Raw genomic sequence first — 16,675 nt, 5'->3', positions numbered from 1 at the left:
CCCGCCAATGTGACGTATCGACGCCACACTTTTTTTGAAAACACTCGGCAGGCACGCCGCTCTCGTCGTCAAATTCGGAGCAATTCCGCTGCGATGCGTCATCGCTTGTCACGTGACGTGTGACGCCGGCTCTGGCGCGGCGCCAGTAACGCTTTGCGTGATGCGCCAACGCAGCCGACGGGCCCCCGCGGGCGCATCGGCAGCCGGGCCTATCAGGCCGATAAGCGACAAAACTAACCAGTCCGATATACCCGCAATAACCAGCAATATTTTTGTTCATAAAAATGGTCCGCAAAGATGGTCGTCGCCCAGATTGGCTCGATGATCGAACGGACAACAATGGTTCGCGCGAGCGCCCCCTTTCGCGCGGCCCCCTTTTGACAAAGACTTGGAGAATCCATGAAAACAAGCATCAGCAGTGCGCTGAAGACCACCCTCAAGGCAACCGCGTGTGCCGCTCTGCTGGCCAGTGCATCGTCTGCTTTTGCGCAATCGAGCGTGCAGCTTTACGGCCAGGTCGACGAATGGGTCGGCTCGCAGAAATTCCCCGGGGGCAAAACCGCGGTGGTGGTGTCCGGCGGCGGCATGTCGACGTCGTACTGGGGCATGAAAGGGGCTGAGGATCTGGGCAACGGCTACAAGGCCATCTTCGCGCTGGAAGGCTTCTTCCTCGCGCAGAACGGCCAGTACGGCCGCTTCACGGGCGACACGATGTTCTCGCGCAATGCGTACGTCGGCATCGAATCGCCGTACGGTACGGTGACGGCCGGCCGCCTGACGACGCCGCTGTTCGTGTCGACGATTCTGTTCAACCCGTTCGTCGATTCGTACGTGTTCTCGCCGATGGTGTATCACACGTACCTCGGCCTCGGCACGTTCCCGACCTATGACACCGACCAGGGCGTGACCGGCGATTCGGGCTGGAGCAACGCGGTGTCGTATTCGTCGCCGAACTTCAACGGCCTGTCGGCGACGGCGATGTACGCGCTCGGCAACACGACGCAGACCGGCGCGAAGAAGTGGAGTGGCCAGGTACTGTACTTCCACGGCCCGTTCGCGGCGACCGCTGTGTACCAGTACGTGAACTTCAACAACGTCCCCGGTGACCTCGGCAGCTTCGACACCTCGGGCGTGCCCGGTCTGCGCAGCCAGAGCGTCGCGCAAGCGGGCGTGTCGTACGACCTGAAGTTCGTGAAGTTGTACGGCCAGTACATGTACACCTACAACAACCAGCAGGTCACGAGCTGGCACGTGAACACCGGACAAGGCGGCGTCACGGTGCCGTTCGGCCCAGGCTCGGTGATGGCGTCGTACGCCTACTCGCGCAACGGCGGCGGCTCCAACCAGACCCGTCAGACGGCCGCGATCGGCTATGACTATCCGCTGTCCAAGCGCACGGACGTCTATGCGGCGTACCTGTATGACCACATCACCGGCCAGTCGAGCGGCAATACCTACGGCGCAGGCTTGCGCGCGAAGTTCTGAGCGTCGGTCACTCGGTGCGCAGCCTGTGCGGCAGCCCGTCTGGTTGCCGCACCTGAGCTCGAGCTGACCGCAGTAGACCAACAACAGCAAAGCCCGCTTCCGCCCGGAAGGCGGGCTTTGCCGTTTCTGAGCTCGAGATTGCGCCGGCCGCTCACGCCAGCGCCGGACATCGAGTTGCGCAGCTTTTTCGCCCCGCCTCCCGGCCTTCGCGTCGCGCTTGTTTGCCGACCATCTTTTGATAAACGCGGCAAAATGGCGTCGATTGATTCCTGAAGCGAGCGCTTGAGATGGATACCCTCGTCAGCATGAAAGTGTTCCGCCATGTGGTCGAAGTCGGCAGCTTCGTCGGCGCAGCCGAGCGGATGGAGATGTCGGCTGCCATGGCGAGCAAGCATGTGATGCACCTTGAACAGCAACTCGGCGCGCGCCTGCTGAACCGCACCACGCGGCGCGTGGCAACGACCGAGGCGGGCCGCGAGTACTACGAGCGGCTAAGTCAGGTGCTGACCGAACTCGAAGAAGCCGAGCAGGTCGTCGGCGCGGCCAGCGTCGTGCCACAGGGGCGCTTGCGGGTGTCGTCCTTGTCGGCGTTTGGCTTGAGCCACGTGATGGCTGCGGTGGCGGACTACGCCGCGCAATATCCGCAAGTCACCGTCGACATGACCTTGTCCGACCGGGTGGTCGAACTGATCGACGAGGGGTTCGATGTCGCGATCCGGGCTTCGCCGGGCGGCATGAAGTCGTCGTCGCTGATCGCGCGGCAGATCGCGACCGCACACCTCGTGCTGTGCGCGTCACCGGTGTATCTGCGCCGGCACGGCACGCCGAAGAGCGTCGCCGATCTCGCGAACCACAACTACCTCCAGTACGCGGGCGTGTCGGCGCTTGAACTCGCGACCGGCGATGCGTCGCCGCGCGTGCGTCTGTCGGGCAATCTGATCGTCAATCATCTGGAGGCGCAGCGCGTGATCGTGCTGCAAGGCGCGGGCATCGCGATGCTCGGCACCGAGGTGATCGGCGATGATCTGGCCGCGGGACGTCTCGTGCCACTGCTCGTCGACGACGTGCCGCCGCGCGAACTGCCTATACACGTGGTCTATGCGAGCCGCCGGCATTTGTCGGCGAAGGTACGCTCGTTCGTCGACTTTCTTGCCGAGCGGTTCGCGAATGAGTCGCTATGGCCGTCGCTTGAGCAGATCAAAGCGTTGGCGGTGCGTTAGAAGGGATTGGCAGTGCGGGAGTTGGGGACGCGGCGAAACACGGCGAGCCGCTGCGCCCGCCGGACTCGAAACCGCCGTCGAAGCGGCCCAGGCGCCACGACCCGTTTCGCTATACTGATTGCCAGCACCCATACGCGTCACGATCTGGGGGAGACATGACCGATCTGTCCACGCCGCAACGTGCCGGCAGCCACCAGCTGCCCGCCGGTCGGCGCTTGCGTTTCGTCACCGCCGCTGCGTTATTCGACGGCCACGATGCGTCGATCAACATCATGCGGCGCATTCTGCAGGCGAGCGGCGTCGAGGTGATCCACCTCGGCCACAACCGCTCCGTCGATGAAGTCGCCACCGCCGCGCTGCATGAAGATGCCGACGGCGTCGCCATATCCAGCTACCAGGGTGGCCATGACGAATACTTCCGTTACCTGGCTGATCTGCTGCGCGCGCGCGGCGGCGAGCGCATCAAGGTGTTCGGCGGCGGCGGCGGGGTGATCGTCCCCGAAGAGATCGCCGAGCTCGAACGTTATGGCGTCGAGAAGATCTATTCGCCGCAGGACGGGCAGCGGCTCGGTCTGCAAGGAATGATCGACGATATGATCGCGCGCTGTGCTGAAGGCGCGCGCGCGGGTATCGTCGCAGGACAAACGCCGGTTGGCGAGTGGCTGGCCGATCTGTCCAACGCCGCAGCCACCCACACCCCCGCATCGCTTACCTTCCGCCGGCTCGCCCAACTCATCAGCGCATTCGAAGCAGGCAGCGTCGATCCAGCGAGCCGCGAACAACTGTCTGCGCTCGCGAAACCCTCGGCGACCCCCATACTCGGCATCACCGGAACGGGCGGCGCCGGCAAGTCGTCGCTTACCGACGAACTGATCCGCCGCTTCCGGCTCGACTACGGCGACGCCCTCACGATCGCCGTGCTCGCGATCGACCCGTCGCGCCGCAAGTCGGGCGGCGCGCTGCTTGGCGACCGCATCCGCATGAACGCAATCGGCGACTGGGGCGGCGGCGCGCGTGTCTACATGCGCTCGATGGCGACGCGCGAAGCGTCGAGCGAACTGTCCGACTCGCTGCCCGACGCGCTGATGCTCTGCAAGGCGGCGGGCTTCGATCTGATCGTCATCGAGACATCCGGGATCGGGCAGGGTGATGCGGCGATCGTGCCGTTCGTCGACGAATCGCTCTACGTGATGACGCCGGAGTTCGGCGCGGCGAGCCAGTTGGAGAAGATCGACATGCTCGACTTCGCCGGCTTCATCGCGATCAACAAGTTCGATCGCAGAGGCGCGGCGGACGCATTGCGGGACGTCGCGAAACAGGTGCAGCGCAATCGCGCTGACTTCGCCGCGCCGCCCGACGCGATGCCGGTGTTCGGAACGATCGCCTCGCGCTTCAACGACGACGGCGTGACCGCGTTGTACCGCCACGTCGCCGAGGCGCTGCGCCGGCACGGTTTGCGTTCGGGCGGGGGCCGTCTGGCGACGCCCGAGGGCCTGCGCTTCTCAAGCGGTCGCAATGCGATCGTGCCGCCGGCTCGTGTGCGCTATCTGGCCGATATTGCGCAGACAGTCCACGCTTACCGCGCGCGCGCCGACGCGCAAGCGCGCATCGCGCGCGAGCGTTGGCAGCTTGTCGAGGCGCGTCGGATGCTTGCGGAGGCGGGCGAAGGAGCGGGCGCTTGCCCGGACGCGGGAGCAGATGCGGCCGCAAGAGCAGAAGCCGCGACCAGCGCAGCCCCGCCCGCTAACCCGGACATCGGTACCAACGCAAAAACAAGTGCCACCGCAAACGCCACTAGCAGCGCAACCGCGCAAACCGACCCGCCGGCCACCCTAACCGCCCTCGACTCCCTGATCGCCCAGCGCAGCGCCGCCCTCGGCGAACGCGAGCGCCAACTCATCGACAGCTGGCCACAAACCGTGGCCGCTTATTCCGGCGCAGAACACATCGTGCGCATTCGCGAACGCGAAATCCACACCGCGCTCACCGTGACGACGCTCTCCGGCTCCGAAATCCGCAAAGTCGCGCTGCCGAAATTCGTCGACCACGGCGAAATTCTGCGCTGGTTGATGCTCGACAATCTGCCCGGCTATTTTCCCTTCACCGCCGGCGTGTTCCCGTTTCGCCGCGAGAACGAAGACCCGACTCGTATGTTTGCCGGCGAAGGCGATCCGCAGCGCACCAACCGCCGTTTCAAACTGCTCTCCGAAGGCATGCCGGCCAAACGTCTTTCGACCGCCTTCGATTCGGTCACGCTATACGGCGAAGAGCCGCACGAACGCCCGGACATCTACGGCAAGGTGGGCAATTCGGGCGTGTCGGTCGCAACCCTCGACGACATGCAGGCGCTGTACGACGGCTTCGACCTGTGCGCGCCGGAAACCTCGGTGTCGATGACGATCAACGGCCCCGCGCCGACCCTGCTCGCGATGTTCTTCAACGTCGCGATCGATCAGCAGATCGCGCGCATGGAGCAGCAGCAAGGCCGCCCGCTCACCGACGAGGAGCTCGCCGCGACCCGTCGCACGGCATTGGCAAACGTGCGCGGCACCGTGCAGGCCGATATCCTGAAGGAAGACCAAGGCCAGAACACCTGCATCTTCTCGACCGAGTTCAGCCTGAAAGTGATGGGCGATATTCAGGCGTATTTCGTCGAGCACGGCGTGCGTAATTTCTATTCGGTGTCGATCTCCGGCTATCACATCGCCGAGGCCGGCGCGAATCCGATTTCGCAACTCGCCTACACGCTGGCCAACGGCTTCACTTACGTCGAGGCCTATCTGGCGCGCGGCATGGCGATCGACGACTTCGCGCCGAATCTGTCGTTCTTCTTTTCGAACGGCATGGACCCCGAGTACACGGTGCTGGGCCGCGTCGCGCGCCGCATCTGGGCGATTGCGATGCGCGAGCGCTACGGCGCGAACGAACGCAGTCAGAAGCTCAAGTATCACGTGCAGACATCGGGGCGCAGCCTGCACGCGCAGGAGATCGACTTCAACGACATCCGCACCACGCTGCAGGCGCTGATCGCGATCTACGACAACTGCAACTCGCTGCACACGAATGCTTTCGACGAAGCGATCACCACGCCGACCGAAGATTCGGTGCGCCGTGCGGTGGCGATCCAGTTGATCATCAATCGCGAGTGGGGGCTCGCGAGGAACCAGAATCCGAATCAGGGCAGCTTCGTGATCGAGGAGTTGACCGATCTGGTGGAGGAGGCGGTGCTGGCCGAATTCGACCGGCTGACCGAACGCGGCGGCGTGCTCGGCGCGATGGAAACCGGCTATCAGCGCGGGCGCATCCAGGACGAGTCGATGCTGTACGAGCATCGCAAGCATGACGGGTCGTATCCGATCGTCGGCGTGAATACGTTCCTGAGCGCGCATCCCCATGAAACGCCGCAGCCGATCGTACTGGCCCGTTCCACCGATGAAGAAAAGCAGAGTCAGTTAAAGCGTCTGCACGCATTCCAGGCGCGGCATCGCGAAGCGGCGCCCGCGGCGCTCGAACGTCTGAAGCGCGCGGTGATCGATGACGAGAATGTGTTCGCCGTGCTGATCGACGCGGTGCGTGTGTGTTCGCTCGGCCAAATCACCCATGCGTTGTTCGAGGTGGGCGGGCAATATAGGCGGAATATGTAGGCGGGTGCCTGCGTCGCATACGCTGCGGCTCGGCAGTCTGAAGCGAGCCGCAGCCATGGAGCGCACCGGCGCGCTCCGCCAGGCCGTGCCTTAACGCGATGCCTGGCTCCCGATCCCCAGCCGTGCCTTCGCATCCTCATATTCACGCGACAAACGCTCCACCAGTTCGCCGACGCTCGGCACATCGTCCATCAGGCCGACGCCCTGGCCCGCGCCCCAAATGTCTTTCCACGCCTTCGCCTTGTCGCCGCCGAAGTTCATCTTGGTCTTGTCGGATTCCGGCAGCGCTTCGGGGTCGAGACCCGCGTTCACGATGCTTTCGCGAATGTAATTGCCGTGCACGCCGGTAAACAGATTCGTGTAAATGATGTCCGACGCCGTGGAGTTGACGATCGCCTGCTTGTAGCTGTCGACCGCATGCGCTTCCTTCGTCGCAATGAAACGCGTGCCCATGTAGGCGAGGTCCGCGCCCATCGCCTGCGCCGCGAGAATCGAGCCGCCGTTGGCGATCGAGCCCGACAGTACGATCGGGCCGTCGAAGATGCGCCGCACTTCGCCGACCAGCGCGAACGGCGAGGTCGTGCCCGCATGGCCGCCCGCGCCGGACGCCACCAGGATCAGACCGTCGACGCCCGCTTCCAGCGCCTTCTGCGCGTGGCGCAGATTGATCACGTCGTGCAGCACGATGCCGCCGTAGCTATGCACGGCATCGACGATTTCACGCGCGGGCGCGCGCAGGCTCGTGATGAAGATTGGCACCTTGTGCTCGACGCACACGCGCACGTCGTGTTCGAGCCGCGTATTCGACTGATGAACGATCTGATTGACGGCGATGGGCCCGATAATCGCATCGGGATGGGCCGCCTTGTAGTCGGCGAGTTGCGTCTGGATCTGCGTGAGCCATTCGTCGAGCAATTCGGACGGGCGCGCATTGAGCGCGGGGAACGAGCCGACGATGCCGGCCTTGCATTGGGCCAGCACGAGTTCGGGATAGCTGACGATGAACATCGGCGAAGCGACGACGGGCAGCGCAAGGTTTTGCAGGGCGGCGGGCAATGCCATAGTGCGAGTCTCCTGTTTCAGGCGGACCGGTGCGGCGTTGAGCGCCCGGCGTTTGATGAGTTTAGCGGCACATGGCCGGCGGTGTATCGAAGCTGACTCGCGTCACGCTGTGGTGCCAACGACATCCGCCGGGCCAGGCCGCTCGACCATTTAAGAACGATCGTTCGATTATAGGCGAAGCGCGTTGCCGCGTCCGGCGGCTTTGTCCGGAACAGTTGGAAGGAGTCTTCAGGTTTCATGTTTGGGTGGGTTATCCCACCCCGCGCGGACACATTGGGCTTCTACAATGCAGTCACTCACAAATCACAAAAGAGAGACGCCATGGCCTTCGAGAATTTCACGCCTTTTCGCGTCGCCGTGGGCGATGTCGATATTTTCGGAGTGAAGGGCGGAGCAGGGCCGCCTCTGCTGTTGTTGCACGGCCATCCGCAGTCGCATCTGATCTGGGAGCGCTGCGCCGCGCGCCTCGCCGAGCACTTCACCGTCGTCGCGACCGATCTGCGGGGCTATGGCGCATCGGGCAAACCGCTGAGCGACGCGGCGCACCTGCCGTATTCCAAACGCGCGATGGCCGCGGATCAGGTCACCGTGATGCGTCACTTCGGCTTCCAGAAATTCCTCGTCTGTGCGCACGATCGTGGCGCGCGCGTCGCGCACCGGATGGCGCTGGACCATGCCGAGGCGGTCGAGCGTCTGATGCTGCTCGACATCGCGCCGACGCTCGCGATGTACGAAGCCACCGACCGCACGTTCGCGACGCTCTATTTCCACTGGTTCTTCCTGATCCAGCCGGAGCCGTTGCCGGAAACGCTGATCGGCGCGAATCCCGTCGCTTATGTCGATGCGGTGATGGGCAGCCGTCACGCGGGCCTCGCGCCGTTCGAACCCACCGCGCTCGACGCTTATCGCGCGGCGCTCTCGCAACCAGGCGCGGTGCATGCGATGTGCGAGGACTATCGCGCGTCGGCGAGCATCGACCTCGAGCACGATCGGGCGGACATCGAGCGCGGTAACAAGATCGGCTGTCCGCTGCGCGTGTTGTGGGGCGACAAGGGCGTGATCGAGAGGTGCTTCGACGCGCTCGGCGAATGGCGTCACGTGGCGCGCGACGTGAGCGGCCGTGCGCTGTCTTGCAGACACTACATACCGGAGGAAGCGCCGGACGAACTGGTCGCCGAAATGCTGTCCTTCTTCGAAGCGGTCGAGCGGTAGTGCCAGGGCAGGCCGCACGCCTCGTTCAACCAAGCGGAGGCAGGCGGCGCGCGATCGGCGTCGACTTGACGATCGCGGTGCTGGTCTCCGCGCGCTCCGTGACTTTCGACAGAATCTCATCGAGCTGTTCGATCGAATGCAGGACCAGGCGGCAGATGAAGCAATCGTCGCCCGTCACCTTGTCGCATTCGACGAACTCCGGAATGCGCCGCAGCACCTCCTCCACCAGATGCAACTGACCTGGTAAGGGCTTCACGCGCACGATCGCCTGCAGCGTGAAGCCGAGCGCGCGGGGATCGATCTCCACCGTGAAGCGCTCGATCACGCCTTGCGCTTCGAGCCGGCGAATGCGTTCGGCCGTACTCGGTGCCGACAGTCCCACGACGCGCGCCAGTTCGCTGACCGGCTGACGCGCGTCCTGCGCGAGCGCGGCAAGGAGCGCCCGATCGGTGTCGTCGAGCGCGGCGGGCGGGGATACGACAAGGCGTTTGCTCATCATGACCTTCGATTATTAGGTGAACTCCCCGCAAGACTTAAGTTTAGCCATGTATTCGTGCGATCGGATTAATTACACTGCTCCTCATGAAAGCATCAATCCAGGGATCGAATCATGGCTTCAAACGAAATTCGCCGCGGGGCCGCGGAGATGACGATGGCGATGCTGATGTCCGGCACTATCGGCTGGCTGGTGGTGTCGTCACAGCAGAGTCCGTTCAACGTGGTGTTCTTTCGCTGCATTTTCGGCGGCGCGACGCTGGCGCTCGTGTGTGCGGTACTCGGCCTTTTCAGGCGCAAGCTGTTCTCCTGGAAAATGTTCGGCCTTGCGTTGCTCGGCGGCGCGGCCATCGTCATCAACTGGGTTTTGTTGTTCGCAGCGTATTCACGCGCGTCGATTTCGATGGCGACGGCCGTCTACAACACCCAGCCCTTCATGCTGGTCGCGCTCGGCGCGCTGGTGTTTCGCGAGCGCATCAGCGCGTCGACGCTCGCGTGGCTGGTGGTCGCGTTCATCGGCCTCGTGTTCGTCGTGAAGGTCGAGCCGGCAGTGCTGGCGGTGCCGGGCCAATACCTCGTCGGGGTCGCGTATGCGGTTGGCGCGGCGGCGATGTATGCGGTGTCGTCGATCATCACGAAACGGCTCAAGGGCACGCCGCCGCATCTGATCGCATTGATCCAGGTGTCGCTCGGCGTCGTGATGCTCGCGCCGTTCGTGCACTTCGATGCGCTGCCGACGAGCGGCGCGCAATGGCTCGAACTGGTCGTGCTCGGCGTCGTCAATACCGGCCTCATGTACGTGCTGCTGTATGGTGCGATCCAGAAGCTGCCGACGTCGATGACCGGCGCGTTGTCGTTCATCTATCCGGTCGTGGCGATCATCGTCGATCGGATCGCTTTCGGGCAAACGCTCGCATGGATTCAGGTGCTCGGCGCGGTGCTGATTCTGCTGGCGGCGGCAGGCGTCAATCTTGGCTGGCGTATCGTGCCGCAGAAGCGGCTCTCGTCGTCGACTTGATCGACATCATGCCGATGCCGGCAGTCGCAATGTTACGGATTCCGGAATAACCGCGGGAGGGGTTATTGTTCGTATGAGCGGATCAATGGCGCGAAAGCTGGGACCACATGGGCTTCATGGCCGAGGTGTAGGCGGTTTAAGAGGCAGTGTCAAACTTCTGTAGGGAAATCACCGATGCGGTCAAAAAACCGCGACGCGTATCATTCATAGCGACGCTGATCACGTCCGACAGAATTTCCGCCGCTCGCCTTGATTGTCGAGCGGCTTTCTTTTTGTGGTGACAATTTGTCTGCCGCTGCGCGTGCGGGGCGTTCCCGCACGAGCGTTTGCATCAACGCTGACGCGCGATGATGCGCCTGCCATCCGTCTCCAGCGGCCCATTCTTCGCGCCCAGTTCCGCGACGATATCCTTCACCAGCGCCGGCCACTCGCGGCGGGGCTTGAGCATCGACGCGGCGGCGCGCATCACGGCCGCGTCGTCGAGCAACTGCAGCAGGGTGTCGAAACTCATCGTGCGCACGTCGAGCAGCTTGAATACGATCAGCACCTTCAACGCGTTCCTCGCATTGCGCTCGGGATCGGCACGCAACCACGCGACGCGCGAAAATGCGCGTTCAAGCGCCTGTTCGACATTCGTGAACGGCGCGCCGTGGCCTGGGATCACGACGCGCACGTCGAGCCTCGCAATCGCGTCGAGCACGGCCTGCTCCTCGGCAAAACCGCTTTCGCCTTCGAGCTCCGGAAAGATCACCCCAAAGCCGTTCTCCCACAACGCGTCCGCGCTGATGAGGATGCGCTCGTGCGCGCAGTACAACATCAGCGAATGCGGATCGTGACCGGGCGCGCCGAGCACCTGCCAGTCGAGCGCGCCGAGCCGCAGGTGCGAGCCGGGCGCGATCGTCCCGGTGAAGGTAAAGCGTTCGCAGGTCTGGCCCGTTGCGCGAAAGGTGAGCCGCGCTTCGTCCCAGGCGCGCACGGCGTCGGCTTCGGAAGCGGGGATCAAGGTGCGGCACGGCCACGTCGCCTGCAACAGCGCATTGCCGCCGCAGTGGTCCGAATGCAGATGCGTGTTGACGATCAGATCGAGCGGCCGCGCGCCGAGCGCTTGCCGCACCAGCGCCACGGTTTGCGGCGCATGCGTCGCATAGCCCGTGTCGACCAGAGCGGCACAGGTCTCGTCGACCAGCAGCACGTTGTTCGATGACAGCCAGCCGCGTTCGAATACGCGGATTGATTCCGGCAGCGTGATCATGATGCGGGGCTCCGCGCTTGCGCGGACGCTTCGGGCTTCGGCATCACTAGAATGGTCGAGCTACCTACCAGCACGGTCTCGCCGCGCTGGTTCAACACCGTGCCTTCGAGATGCGTCAGATCGCCGTTCAGGCTCGGCTTCCAGTAAGCGTCGCGCACGCGCCACCTGATGGTCAGCGTGTCGTGCGCATGAACGGCCTTCTTCAGCTTGATATCGAATTCGAGGCCGAGCGGTTGCGCGTAGGTTGAGAAGTGCGTTGCCAGCAGCGCCATGAAATGCGCGGTCGGCTGCGTGCCCGACGCGATCAGGCCGCCGAAACGGCTTTGCGCGGCATAGGCGTCGTCGTGATGGAGGGGGTTGAGATCGTTGACGAGCGTGGCGAACGATTTCACCGAATCCGCCGACAACTGAAGCGTCGAACTGAACGTCTCGCCAATCGTGACAATGCGTGGCGCAGTGGTCATCGTTTCGCCCTGGTCTGCGCGTCGACCTGTGCTTTGGCCTCGCTTGCCATGAACTGGGCGTGACGGCCCTCGATCGCGTCCCACACCGCGCGCTTCGCGTTGTCGTCGAATAGCGACCAGCCGGCGATCTCGTCGATGGTGCGCAGGCACCCTTCGCACCAGCCGGTCGACGCGTCCATCCTGCACACGTTGATGCAGGGCGACGGCACGGTGCCGTGTTCGTCTTCGTGATCGGGGCTCGCCGTCATTGCGTCAGGCCGTCTCGCGCAGCGCTACGTCCACGACTGGTGCGCCCGTCAGCGCAACCAGTTCCTGCGCCGTCAGATTGAACACCGCATGTGGATGCCCCGCGGCGGCCCACAGGCTGTCGAGCGCGAGCAGATCGGCGTCGATCAGCGTGACCGGTTCGGTGGCGTGGCCGATCGGGCAGACGCCGCCGATCGCATACCCGGTTTTCTCGCGGACGAACTTCGCGTCCGCGCGGCCGATCTCGCCCACTTGCGCGGCCACTTTCTTTTCATCGACGCGATTCGCGCCGCTTGCGACCACCAGCACCGGGGCGTCGTCGTCGCGCCGGCGAAACAGGATCGACTTGGCGATCTGCGCGACCGAGCAGCCCAGTCCGGCGGCGGCTTCGGCGGAGGTCTTGCCGGTTTCCGGCAGCATCACGACGCGCCCGGAGTGACCGCGTTCGCGCAACAACAGCGCGACGCGGCGCGCCGAATCGGGCAGCGTGGTGAGATCGTCGGAGTCGAGGGACACTTGGTCGGTCATCGTTTCAGGTCCTATGGATGGGGTGAATGTTTCCGGCGAAGTCGCACGCCCTCACACGCAGTTAGCCGCTTCGCTGCGCGCCTTGGCGAGCAGCGCCTTGCCGGCGCGCGAAACATTGGGCTTGCCGATCGACGTCGAAATGAAATCGCCGATCGCCACGACTTGCGCAAGATCGATGCCGGTCTCGATGCCGAGGCCGTTCATCAGATACAGCACGTCTTCGGTCGCGACGTTGCCGGTCGCGCCCTTCGCGTACGGGCAGCCGCCGAGCCCTGCCACCGACGCGTGATAAATCTCGATGCCTTCCTGCAACGCCGCGTAAATATTCGCGAGCGCCTGGCCATACGTGTCGTGGAAGTGGCCCGACAGGCGCTCACGCGGAAACACACGCGTCACCGCTTCGAACACTTCGCGGGTGCGCTTCGGCGTGCCGACACCGATCGTATCGGCAATGTCGATCTCGTCGCAGCCGAGCGCCGCGAAGCGTTCGACCACGTCCACCACCGACGCGACCGGCACCTCGCCTTGATACGGACAACCGAGCGCGCACGAGACGCTGCCGCGAATCCGCACGCCATGCTCCTTCGCGGCCTGGGCGACTGGCGCGAAACGGTCGATGCTTTCCGCGATGCTGCAGTTGATGTTCTTCTGCGAGAACGCCTCGCTCGCGGCGCCGAAGATCACAATCTCGTCGGCATGCGCGGCGAGTGCGCCTTCGAAGCCGCGCAGGTTCGGCGTGAGCACCGAGTAGATCGTGCCCGCGCGGCGCTCGATACCGGCCATCACGTCGGCGCCGTCGGCCATTTGCGGCACCCATTTCGGCGACACGAACGAGGCCGCCTCGACGTTGCGAAAACCCGCCGCCGACAGGCGATTGATCAGCTCGACCTTGGTCGCGGTGGGCACGAAGTCCTTCTCGTTCTGCAGCCCGTCACGCGGACCGACTTCGACGATTTTCACTTGCTGGGGTAGGGCCATGATCCTGTCTCCTGCCGCGCGAGGCGGCGCTTCGTCAATTCAATTCGAGGGTGTCAGTATCCGCGTTCGAGATTCACTACGCCGCTCACGGTGTCGCCGCGCATGAGCGCGTCGATTTTCCGCGCGACCTGCCCGACGCTTTCCTCGCGCAGTGTCAGCGCGGACATGTGCGGCGTGATCGTGATGCGCGGTTCCTGCCAGAACGGATGCTCGGCGGGCAACGGTTCTTCGCGGAATACGTCGAGCGTGGCGGCGGCGAGCTGGCCGCTCGCGAGTGCGTCGAGCAGATCTGCTTCGACCAGATGGCCGCCGCGCGCGACGTTGATCAGATACGCCCCGCGTGCGAGTTTCGCGAAGGTTCGCGCGTTCAGCACGTCGCGTGTATCCGGCGTATGCGGCAGCAGATTCACCAGCACCTTGACGCCGTCGAGAAACGTGTCGAACTGCGCTTCGCCCGCGAACGTCGCGATGCCGTCGACCTGCCGCGCGCTGCGGCTAAAGCCGCGCACCGGCATGCCGAACGCGGCGAGCGTTTGCGCCACGTGCGCGCCGAGCACGCCGAGTCCGAGCACGCCGACCGTGAAGGTCTCGCGCGGATGCGGATCGAGGACTGCCCACCGGCGTTCGTTCTGCAGCGTTTGATATTCATCGAAGCGGCGTAGATAGCGCAGCACCGCGTGCGTCACGTACTCGGCCATTTGCGGCGCCATGCCGGTGTCTTCGAGGCGGATCAGCTGGGCACTGCGCGGCAGCGTGCCGGGATGCTCGTGTTCGAGCGCGAGGATCGCATCGACGCCCGCGCCGAGATTGAAAATGGCGCGCAGGTCATCGCGGCCGGCCAGCATCTCACGCGGCGGACGCCAGACGACCGCGAAATCGGCCGGCGCGGTGTCGCCCGCTTGCCATTCGCGCAACCCGGCTTCGGGCAGCGCGTGGGCGAAGTCCTGCAACCACGCGGCGGCATCGGCATGCGGCATGTAGAAGAGGATCTTCATACGGTCCGCCAGGCGCCTGCGTGGTCGGGTCCGGTGACGGCAAAGCCACGGTGCGACGGCTGCGGCGCTTCCGACGACGCTTGCTGCATGGGGCCTCCTCCCTTTGTGGATAGGCCTCATTCTACTTTTTCAACGCGGATCGCGCGCGTTTGCGCACGCCCGTGCTGCTTCGTTTGCGTGCGCTTGCCAGGGCGGGCCGCGTGGACGCGCACATTTGCGCCATAACCAAAGCACAAAAACTTGGTTCGCCCGCCCAGCCCCCAGCGCGACAATGACTCCCCGGATTCCCGCAGCGAGGCACACCTATGCTTTCATGCATCAGATCGCCATGGCCGCCGCGTCTCGTCACCGTGCCCGGCCTGCACGGCAGCGAGGGCGCGCACTGGCAAACATGGCTAGAGCGGCAATTCGCGCGCTCATTGCGCGTCGAGCAGGCCGACTGGGATGCGCCGGACATCTCGCTATGGTCGAAGTCGCTGCGCGATCTGCTCGCGCGAGAGCGCGGCCCGTTCGTGCTGGCCGCGCACAGCTTCGGTTGCCTCGCGGCCGCGCATGCGCTGCAGCAGGCGTCGTATGCGAACGACGTCGTCGGCGTGCTGTTCGTGGCGCCCGCGAGTCCGCAGAAGTTTGCCTTCGCGGGAGCGTTCGACGCGCGCCGTCTCGGTGTGCCGTCCATCCTGATCGGCAGCGAAACCGATCCGTGGATGCCGCTCGCCGGTGCGCGCGATCTCGCGCAGCGCTTCGGCAGCGCGTTCGTCAATCTCGGCGACGCGGGGCATATCAACACCGCCGCCGGTTTCGGACCGTGGCCGCGCGCCAAATACTTCGTCGATACGCTCGTGCATTGCGCGGCGCCGCTGCGCTTTCGCGAAGAGCGGTTCGAAGCGGCACAGCATGCGTTGGTGTGAATTAATATCGCAGTAGCCACGGCTCGCGGCGGCGCGCGAAAGCAGCGCGCCATCAGCCAGGTAAGCGATCCGTTAGAATCCCGCTTCATGCCGCACGCTCGTGTGGCCACGGAATTCATCATCGATAAGCGGGGACAAGCATGGCAGGCAAGACGGGGATATCGCGCTGGCTCGCAGCCGGCGCGACGGCGATCACGCTCGCGCTGGGTACCGCGTCGGCGGCGCATGCGGATACATCGTTGCTCAACGTGTCGTACGACGTGACACGCGAGTTGTACAAGGACATCAACGCGGGCTTCATCGCCGCATACAAGCAGAAGAGCGGCGCGACCGTGTCGATCCGCCAGTCGCATGGCGCGTCGAGCGCGCAGGCGCTGTCAGTGCTGCAAGGCTTGCAGGCCGATGTCGTGACGATGAACCAGCCCAACGACATCGATCTGCTCGCGCAGAAAGGTCAACTGGTGCCGGCCAACTGGCGCGCGCGCCTGCCGGACGACAGCGCACCGTACACCACCACGATGGTGTTCCTCGTGCGCAAGGGCAACCCCAAGCACATCAAGGACTGGGACGACCTCGCGAAGCCCGGCGTGCAGGTGGTGATCGCCAATCCGAAGACGTCGGGCAACGGGCGCTATTCGTATCTGGCCGCGTGGGGGTATCGCAAGCAGCACGGCGGCACCGATGCGCAGGCGCTCGACTTCGTGAAGGCGATCTTCAGGAACGTGCCGGTGCTCGACACGGGCGGCCGCGGTGCGACGACCACGTTCACCCAGCGCGACATCGGCGACGTACTGGTGACGTTCGAAAACGAAGTGTCGTTGATCAGCTCCGGTGTGGGCGACGGCAAGTTCGAAGCGGTGTATCCGTCGGTGAGTCTGCTCGCGGCACCGCCGGTGTCGATCGTCGACAAGGTGGTCGACAAGCGCGGCACGCGTAAAGAGGCGCAGGCGTATCTCGACTATCTGTGGTCGCCGGCGGCACAGGAGATCATTGCGCAGCATCATCTGCGTCCGCGCGACAAGAACGTGCTGGCCAAGCATGCGGCCGAGTTCAAGCCGATCAGGACGTTCACGGTGGAAGAGATGTTCGGTAGCTGGCAGAAGGCACAGCAGACCCATTTCTCAGATGGCGGGACATTCGATCAGATTATCGTCGACCGGAAGTGATT

At 64.4% G+C, this 16,675-nt stretch carries 15 protein-coding genes; 7 read left to right on the top strand and 8 right to left on the bottom strand.

From position 1 onward, the window contains the following. Nucleotides 1–399: 399 nt before the first annotated feature. From CIC12_RS29395 to CIC12_RS29385, 3 genes are all read left to right on the top strand, one after another. Complete coding sequence (locus CIC12_RS29395; RefSeq protein ID WP_168669533.1) at nucleotides 400–1,485, top strand: porin; 1,086 nt, start codon at nucleotides 400–402, stop codon at nucleotides 1,483–1,485. A 287-nt stretch (nucleotides 1,486–1,772) separates the two neighbouring features. After that, nucleotides 1,773–2,705, top strand: a complete 933-nt coding sequence (locus CIC12_RS29390; protein ID WP_168669531.1) for a LysR family transcriptional regulator — start codon at nucleotides 1,773–1,775, stop codon at nucleotides 2,703–2,705. A 155-nt stretch (nucleotides 2,706–2,860) separates the two neighbouring features. Then, a complete protein-coding gene (locus tag CIC12_RS29385; RefSeq protein WP_168669529.1) occupies nucleotides 2,861–6,349 on the top strand; it encodes a methylmalonyl-CoA mutase family protein in 3,489 nt (1,162 codons plus the stop codon). Nucleotides 6,350–6,439: 90 nt separating this feature from the next. Here the strand turns inward: CIC12_RS29385 and CIC12_RS29380 are convergent, their stop codons facing one another. Then, complete coding sequence (locus CIC12_RS29380; protein ID WP_168669527.1) at nucleotides 6,440–7,411, bottom strand: NAD(P)H-dependent flavin oxidoreductase; 972 nt, start codon at nucleotides 7,409–7,411, stop codon at nucleotides 6,440–6,442. Nucleotides 7,412–7,732: 321 nt separating this feature from the next. Between CIC12_RS29380 and CIC12_RS29375 the strand changes: the two genes are divergently transcribed. Then, the gene (locus CIC12_RS29375) at nucleotides 7,733–8,623 is read left to right on the top strand and encodes an alpha/beta fold hydrolase (protein ID WP_168669525.1); all 891 of its coding nucleotides are present in this window, start codon (nucleotides 7,733–7,735) and stop codon (nucleotides 8,621–8,623) included. Between the two features lie 25 nt (nucleotides 8,624–8,648). On the opposite strand, the gene CIC12_RS29370 is transcribed toward CIC12_RS29375, so the two are convergent. Beyond that, complete coding sequence (locus CIC12_RS29370; protein ID WP_168669523.1) at nucleotides 8,649–9,119, bottom strand: Lrp/AsnC family transcriptional regulator; 471 nt, start codon at nucleotides 9,117–9,119, stop codon at nucleotides 8,649–8,651. 114 nt (nucleotides 9,120–9,233) lie between these two features. Here CIC12_RS29370 and CIC12_RS29365 point away from each other — a divergent pair, with 114 nt between their 5' ends. Further along, complete coding sequence (locus tag CIC12_RS29365; RefSeq protein ID WP_168669521.1) at nucleotides 9,234–10,136, top strand: DMT family transporter; 903 nt, start codon at nucleotides 9,234–9,236, stop codon at nucleotides 10,134–10,136. Between the two features lie 331 nt (nucleotides 10,137–10,467). Here CIC12_RS29365 and CIC12_RS29360 read toward each other — a convergent pair whose 3' ends face one another. Genes CIC12_RS29360 through CIC12_RS29335 form a run of 6 tightly spaced genes read right to left on the bottom strand, consistent with a single transcriptional unit; the run spans nucleotide 10,468 to nucleotide 14,599 of the window. Continuing rightward, a complete protein-coding gene (locus tag CIC12_RS29360; RefSeq protein WP_168669519.1) occupies nucleotides 10,468–11,388 on the bottom strand; it encodes an MBL fold metallo-hydrolase in 921 nt (306 codons plus the stop codon). Continuing rightward, the gene (locus CIC12_RS29355; protein ID WP_168669517.1) at nucleotides 11,385–11,852 is read right to left on the bottom strand and encodes a MaoC family dehydratase; all 468 of its coding nucleotides are present in this window, start codon (nucleotides 11,850–11,852) and stop codon (nucleotides 11,385–11,387) included. The genes CIC12_RS29360 and CIC12_RS29355 overlap by 4 nt, the downstream gene beginning before the upstream one ends. After that, the gene (locus CIC12_RS29350; protein ID WP_168669515.1) at nucleotides 11,849–12,100 is read right to left on the bottom strand and encodes a DUF1289 domain-containing protein; all 252 of its coding nucleotides are present in this window, start codon (nucleotides 12,098–12,100) and stop codon (nucleotides 11,849–11,851) included. The genes CIC12_RS29355 and CIC12_RS29350 overlap by 4 nt, the downstream gene beginning before the upstream one ends. A 4-nt stretch (nucleotides 12,101–12,104) precedes the next feature. Continuing rightward, a complete protein-coding gene (locus tag CIC12_RS29345) occupies nucleotides 12,105–12,626 on the bottom strand; it encodes a YbaK/EbsC family protein (protein WP_168669513.1) in 522 nt (173 codons plus the stop codon). Nucleotides 12,627–12,677: 51 nt separating this feature from the next. Continuing rightward, nucleotides 12,678–13,604: a hydroxymethylglutaryl-CoA lyase gene (locus CIC12_RS29340; protein WP_168669511.1), complete on the bottom strand. Its 927-nt coding sequence runs from the start codon at nucleotides 13,602–13,604 to the stop codon at nucleotides 12,678–12,680. A 53-nt stretch (nucleotides 13,605–13,657) separates the two neighbouring features. Further along, nucleotides 13,658–14,599 carry a 2-hydroxyacid dehydrogenase gene (locus CIC12_RS29335; RefSeq protein WP_168669509.1) on the bottom strand — a complete coding sequence of 314 codons (942 nt, stop codon included), beginning with the start codon at nucleotides 14,597–14,599 and terminating at the stop codon, nucleotides 13,658–13,660. Nucleotides 14,600–14,904: 305 nt separating this feature from the next. Between CIC12_RS29335 and CIC12_RS29330 the strand changes: the two genes are divergently transcribed. Together CIC12_RS29330 and CIC12_RS29325 are read left to right on the top strand one after the other, a co-directional pair. Next, nucleotides 14,905–15,507: an RBBP9/YdeN family alpha/beta hydrolase gene (locus CIC12_RS29330; RefSeq protein WP_168669507.1), complete on the top strand. Its 603-nt coding sequence runs from the start codon at nucleotides 14,905–14,907 to the stop codon at nucleotides 15,505–15,507. Nucleotides 15,508–15,647: 140 nt separating this feature from the next. Then, nucleotides 15,648–16,673 carry a sulfate ABC transporter substrate-binding protein gene (locus tag CIC12_RS29325; RefSeq protein WP_168669505.1) on the top strand — a complete coding sequence of 342 codons (1,026 nt, stop codon included), beginning with the start codon at nucleotides 15,648–15,650 and terminating at the stop codon, nucleotides 16,671–16,673. Nucleotides 16,674–16,675 lie beyond the last annotated feature (2 nt).

Source organism: Paraburkholderia sp. SG-MS1 (assembly GCF_012275575.1).
GTDB lineage: Bacteria > Pseudomonadota > Gammaproteobacteria > Burkholderiales > Burkholderiaceae > Paraburkholderia.
Note: the sequence above shows the minus strand (reverse complement) of the source record. Positions and strands in the feature narration are given on the sequence as shown.

What these genes read in the sequence shown, in the direction of transcription:
- CIC12_RS29345 (WP_168669513.1), bottom strand. Translation starts at nt 12,626, where the DNA reads ATGACCGACCAAGTGTCCCTCGACTCCGACGATCTCACCACGCTGCCC.
- CIC12_RS29360 (WP_168669519.1), bottom strand. Translation starts at nt 11,388, where the DNA reads ATGATCACGCTGCCGGAATCAATCCGCGTATTCGAACGCGGCTGGCTG.
- CIC12_RS29335 (WP_168669509.1), bottom strand. Translation starts at nt 14,599, where the DNA reads ATGAAGATCCTCTTCTACATGCCGCATGCCGATGCCGCCGCGTGGTTG.
- CIC12_RS29370 (WP_168669523.1), bottom strand. Translation starts at nt 9,119, where the DNA reads ATGAGCAAACGCCTTGTCGTATCCCCGCCCGCCGCGCTCGACGACACC.
- CIC12_RS29350 (WP_168669515.1), bottom strand. Translation starts at nt 12,100, where the DNA reads ATGACGGCGAGCCCCGATCACGAAGACGAACACGGCACCGTGCCGTCG.
- CIC12_RS29330 (WP_168669507.1), top strand. Translation starts at nt 14,905, where the DNA reads ATGCTTTCATGCATCAGATCGCCATGGCCGCCGCGTCTCGTCACCGTG.
- CIC12_RS29325 (WP_168669505.1), top strand. Translation starts at nt 15,648, where the DNA reads ATGGCAGGCAAGACGGGGATATCGCGCTGGCTCGCAGCCGGCGCGACG.
- CIC12_RS29385 (WP_168669529.1), top strand. Translation starts at nt 2,861, where the DNA reads ATGACCGATCTGTCCACGCCGCAACGTGCCGGCAGCCACCAGCTGCCC.
- CIC12_RS29355 (WP_168669517.1), bottom strand. Translation starts at nt 11,852, where the DNA reads ATGACCACTGCGCCACGCATTGTCACGATTGGCGAGACGTTCAGTTCG.
- CIC12_RS29390 (WP_168669531.1), top strand. Translation starts at nt 1,773, where the DNA reads ATGGATACCCTCGTCAGCATGAAAGTGTTCCGCCATGTGGTCGAAGTC.
- CIC12_RS29395 (WP_168669533.1), top strand. Translation starts at nt 400, where the DNA reads ATGAAAACAAGCATCAGCAGTGCGCTGAAGACCACCCTCAAGGCAACC.
- CIC12_RS29380 (WP_168669527.1), bottom strand. Translation starts at nt 7,411, where the DNA reads ATGGCATTGCCCGCCGCCCTGCAAAACCTTGCGCTGCCCGTCGTCGCT.
- CIC12_RS29340 (WP_168669511.1), bottom strand. Translation starts at nt 13,604, where the DNA reads ATGGCCCTACCCCAGCAAGTGAAAATCGTCGAAGTCGGTCCGCGTGAC.
- CIC12_RS29375 (WP_168669525.1), top strand. Translation starts at nt 7,733, where the DNA reads ATGGCCTTCGAGAATTTCACGCCTTTTCGCGTCGCCGTGGGCGATGTC.
- CIC12_RS29365 (WP_168669521.1), top strand. Translation starts at nt 9,234, where the DNA reads ATGGCTTCAAACGAAATTCGCCGCGGGGCCGCGGAGATGACGATGGCG.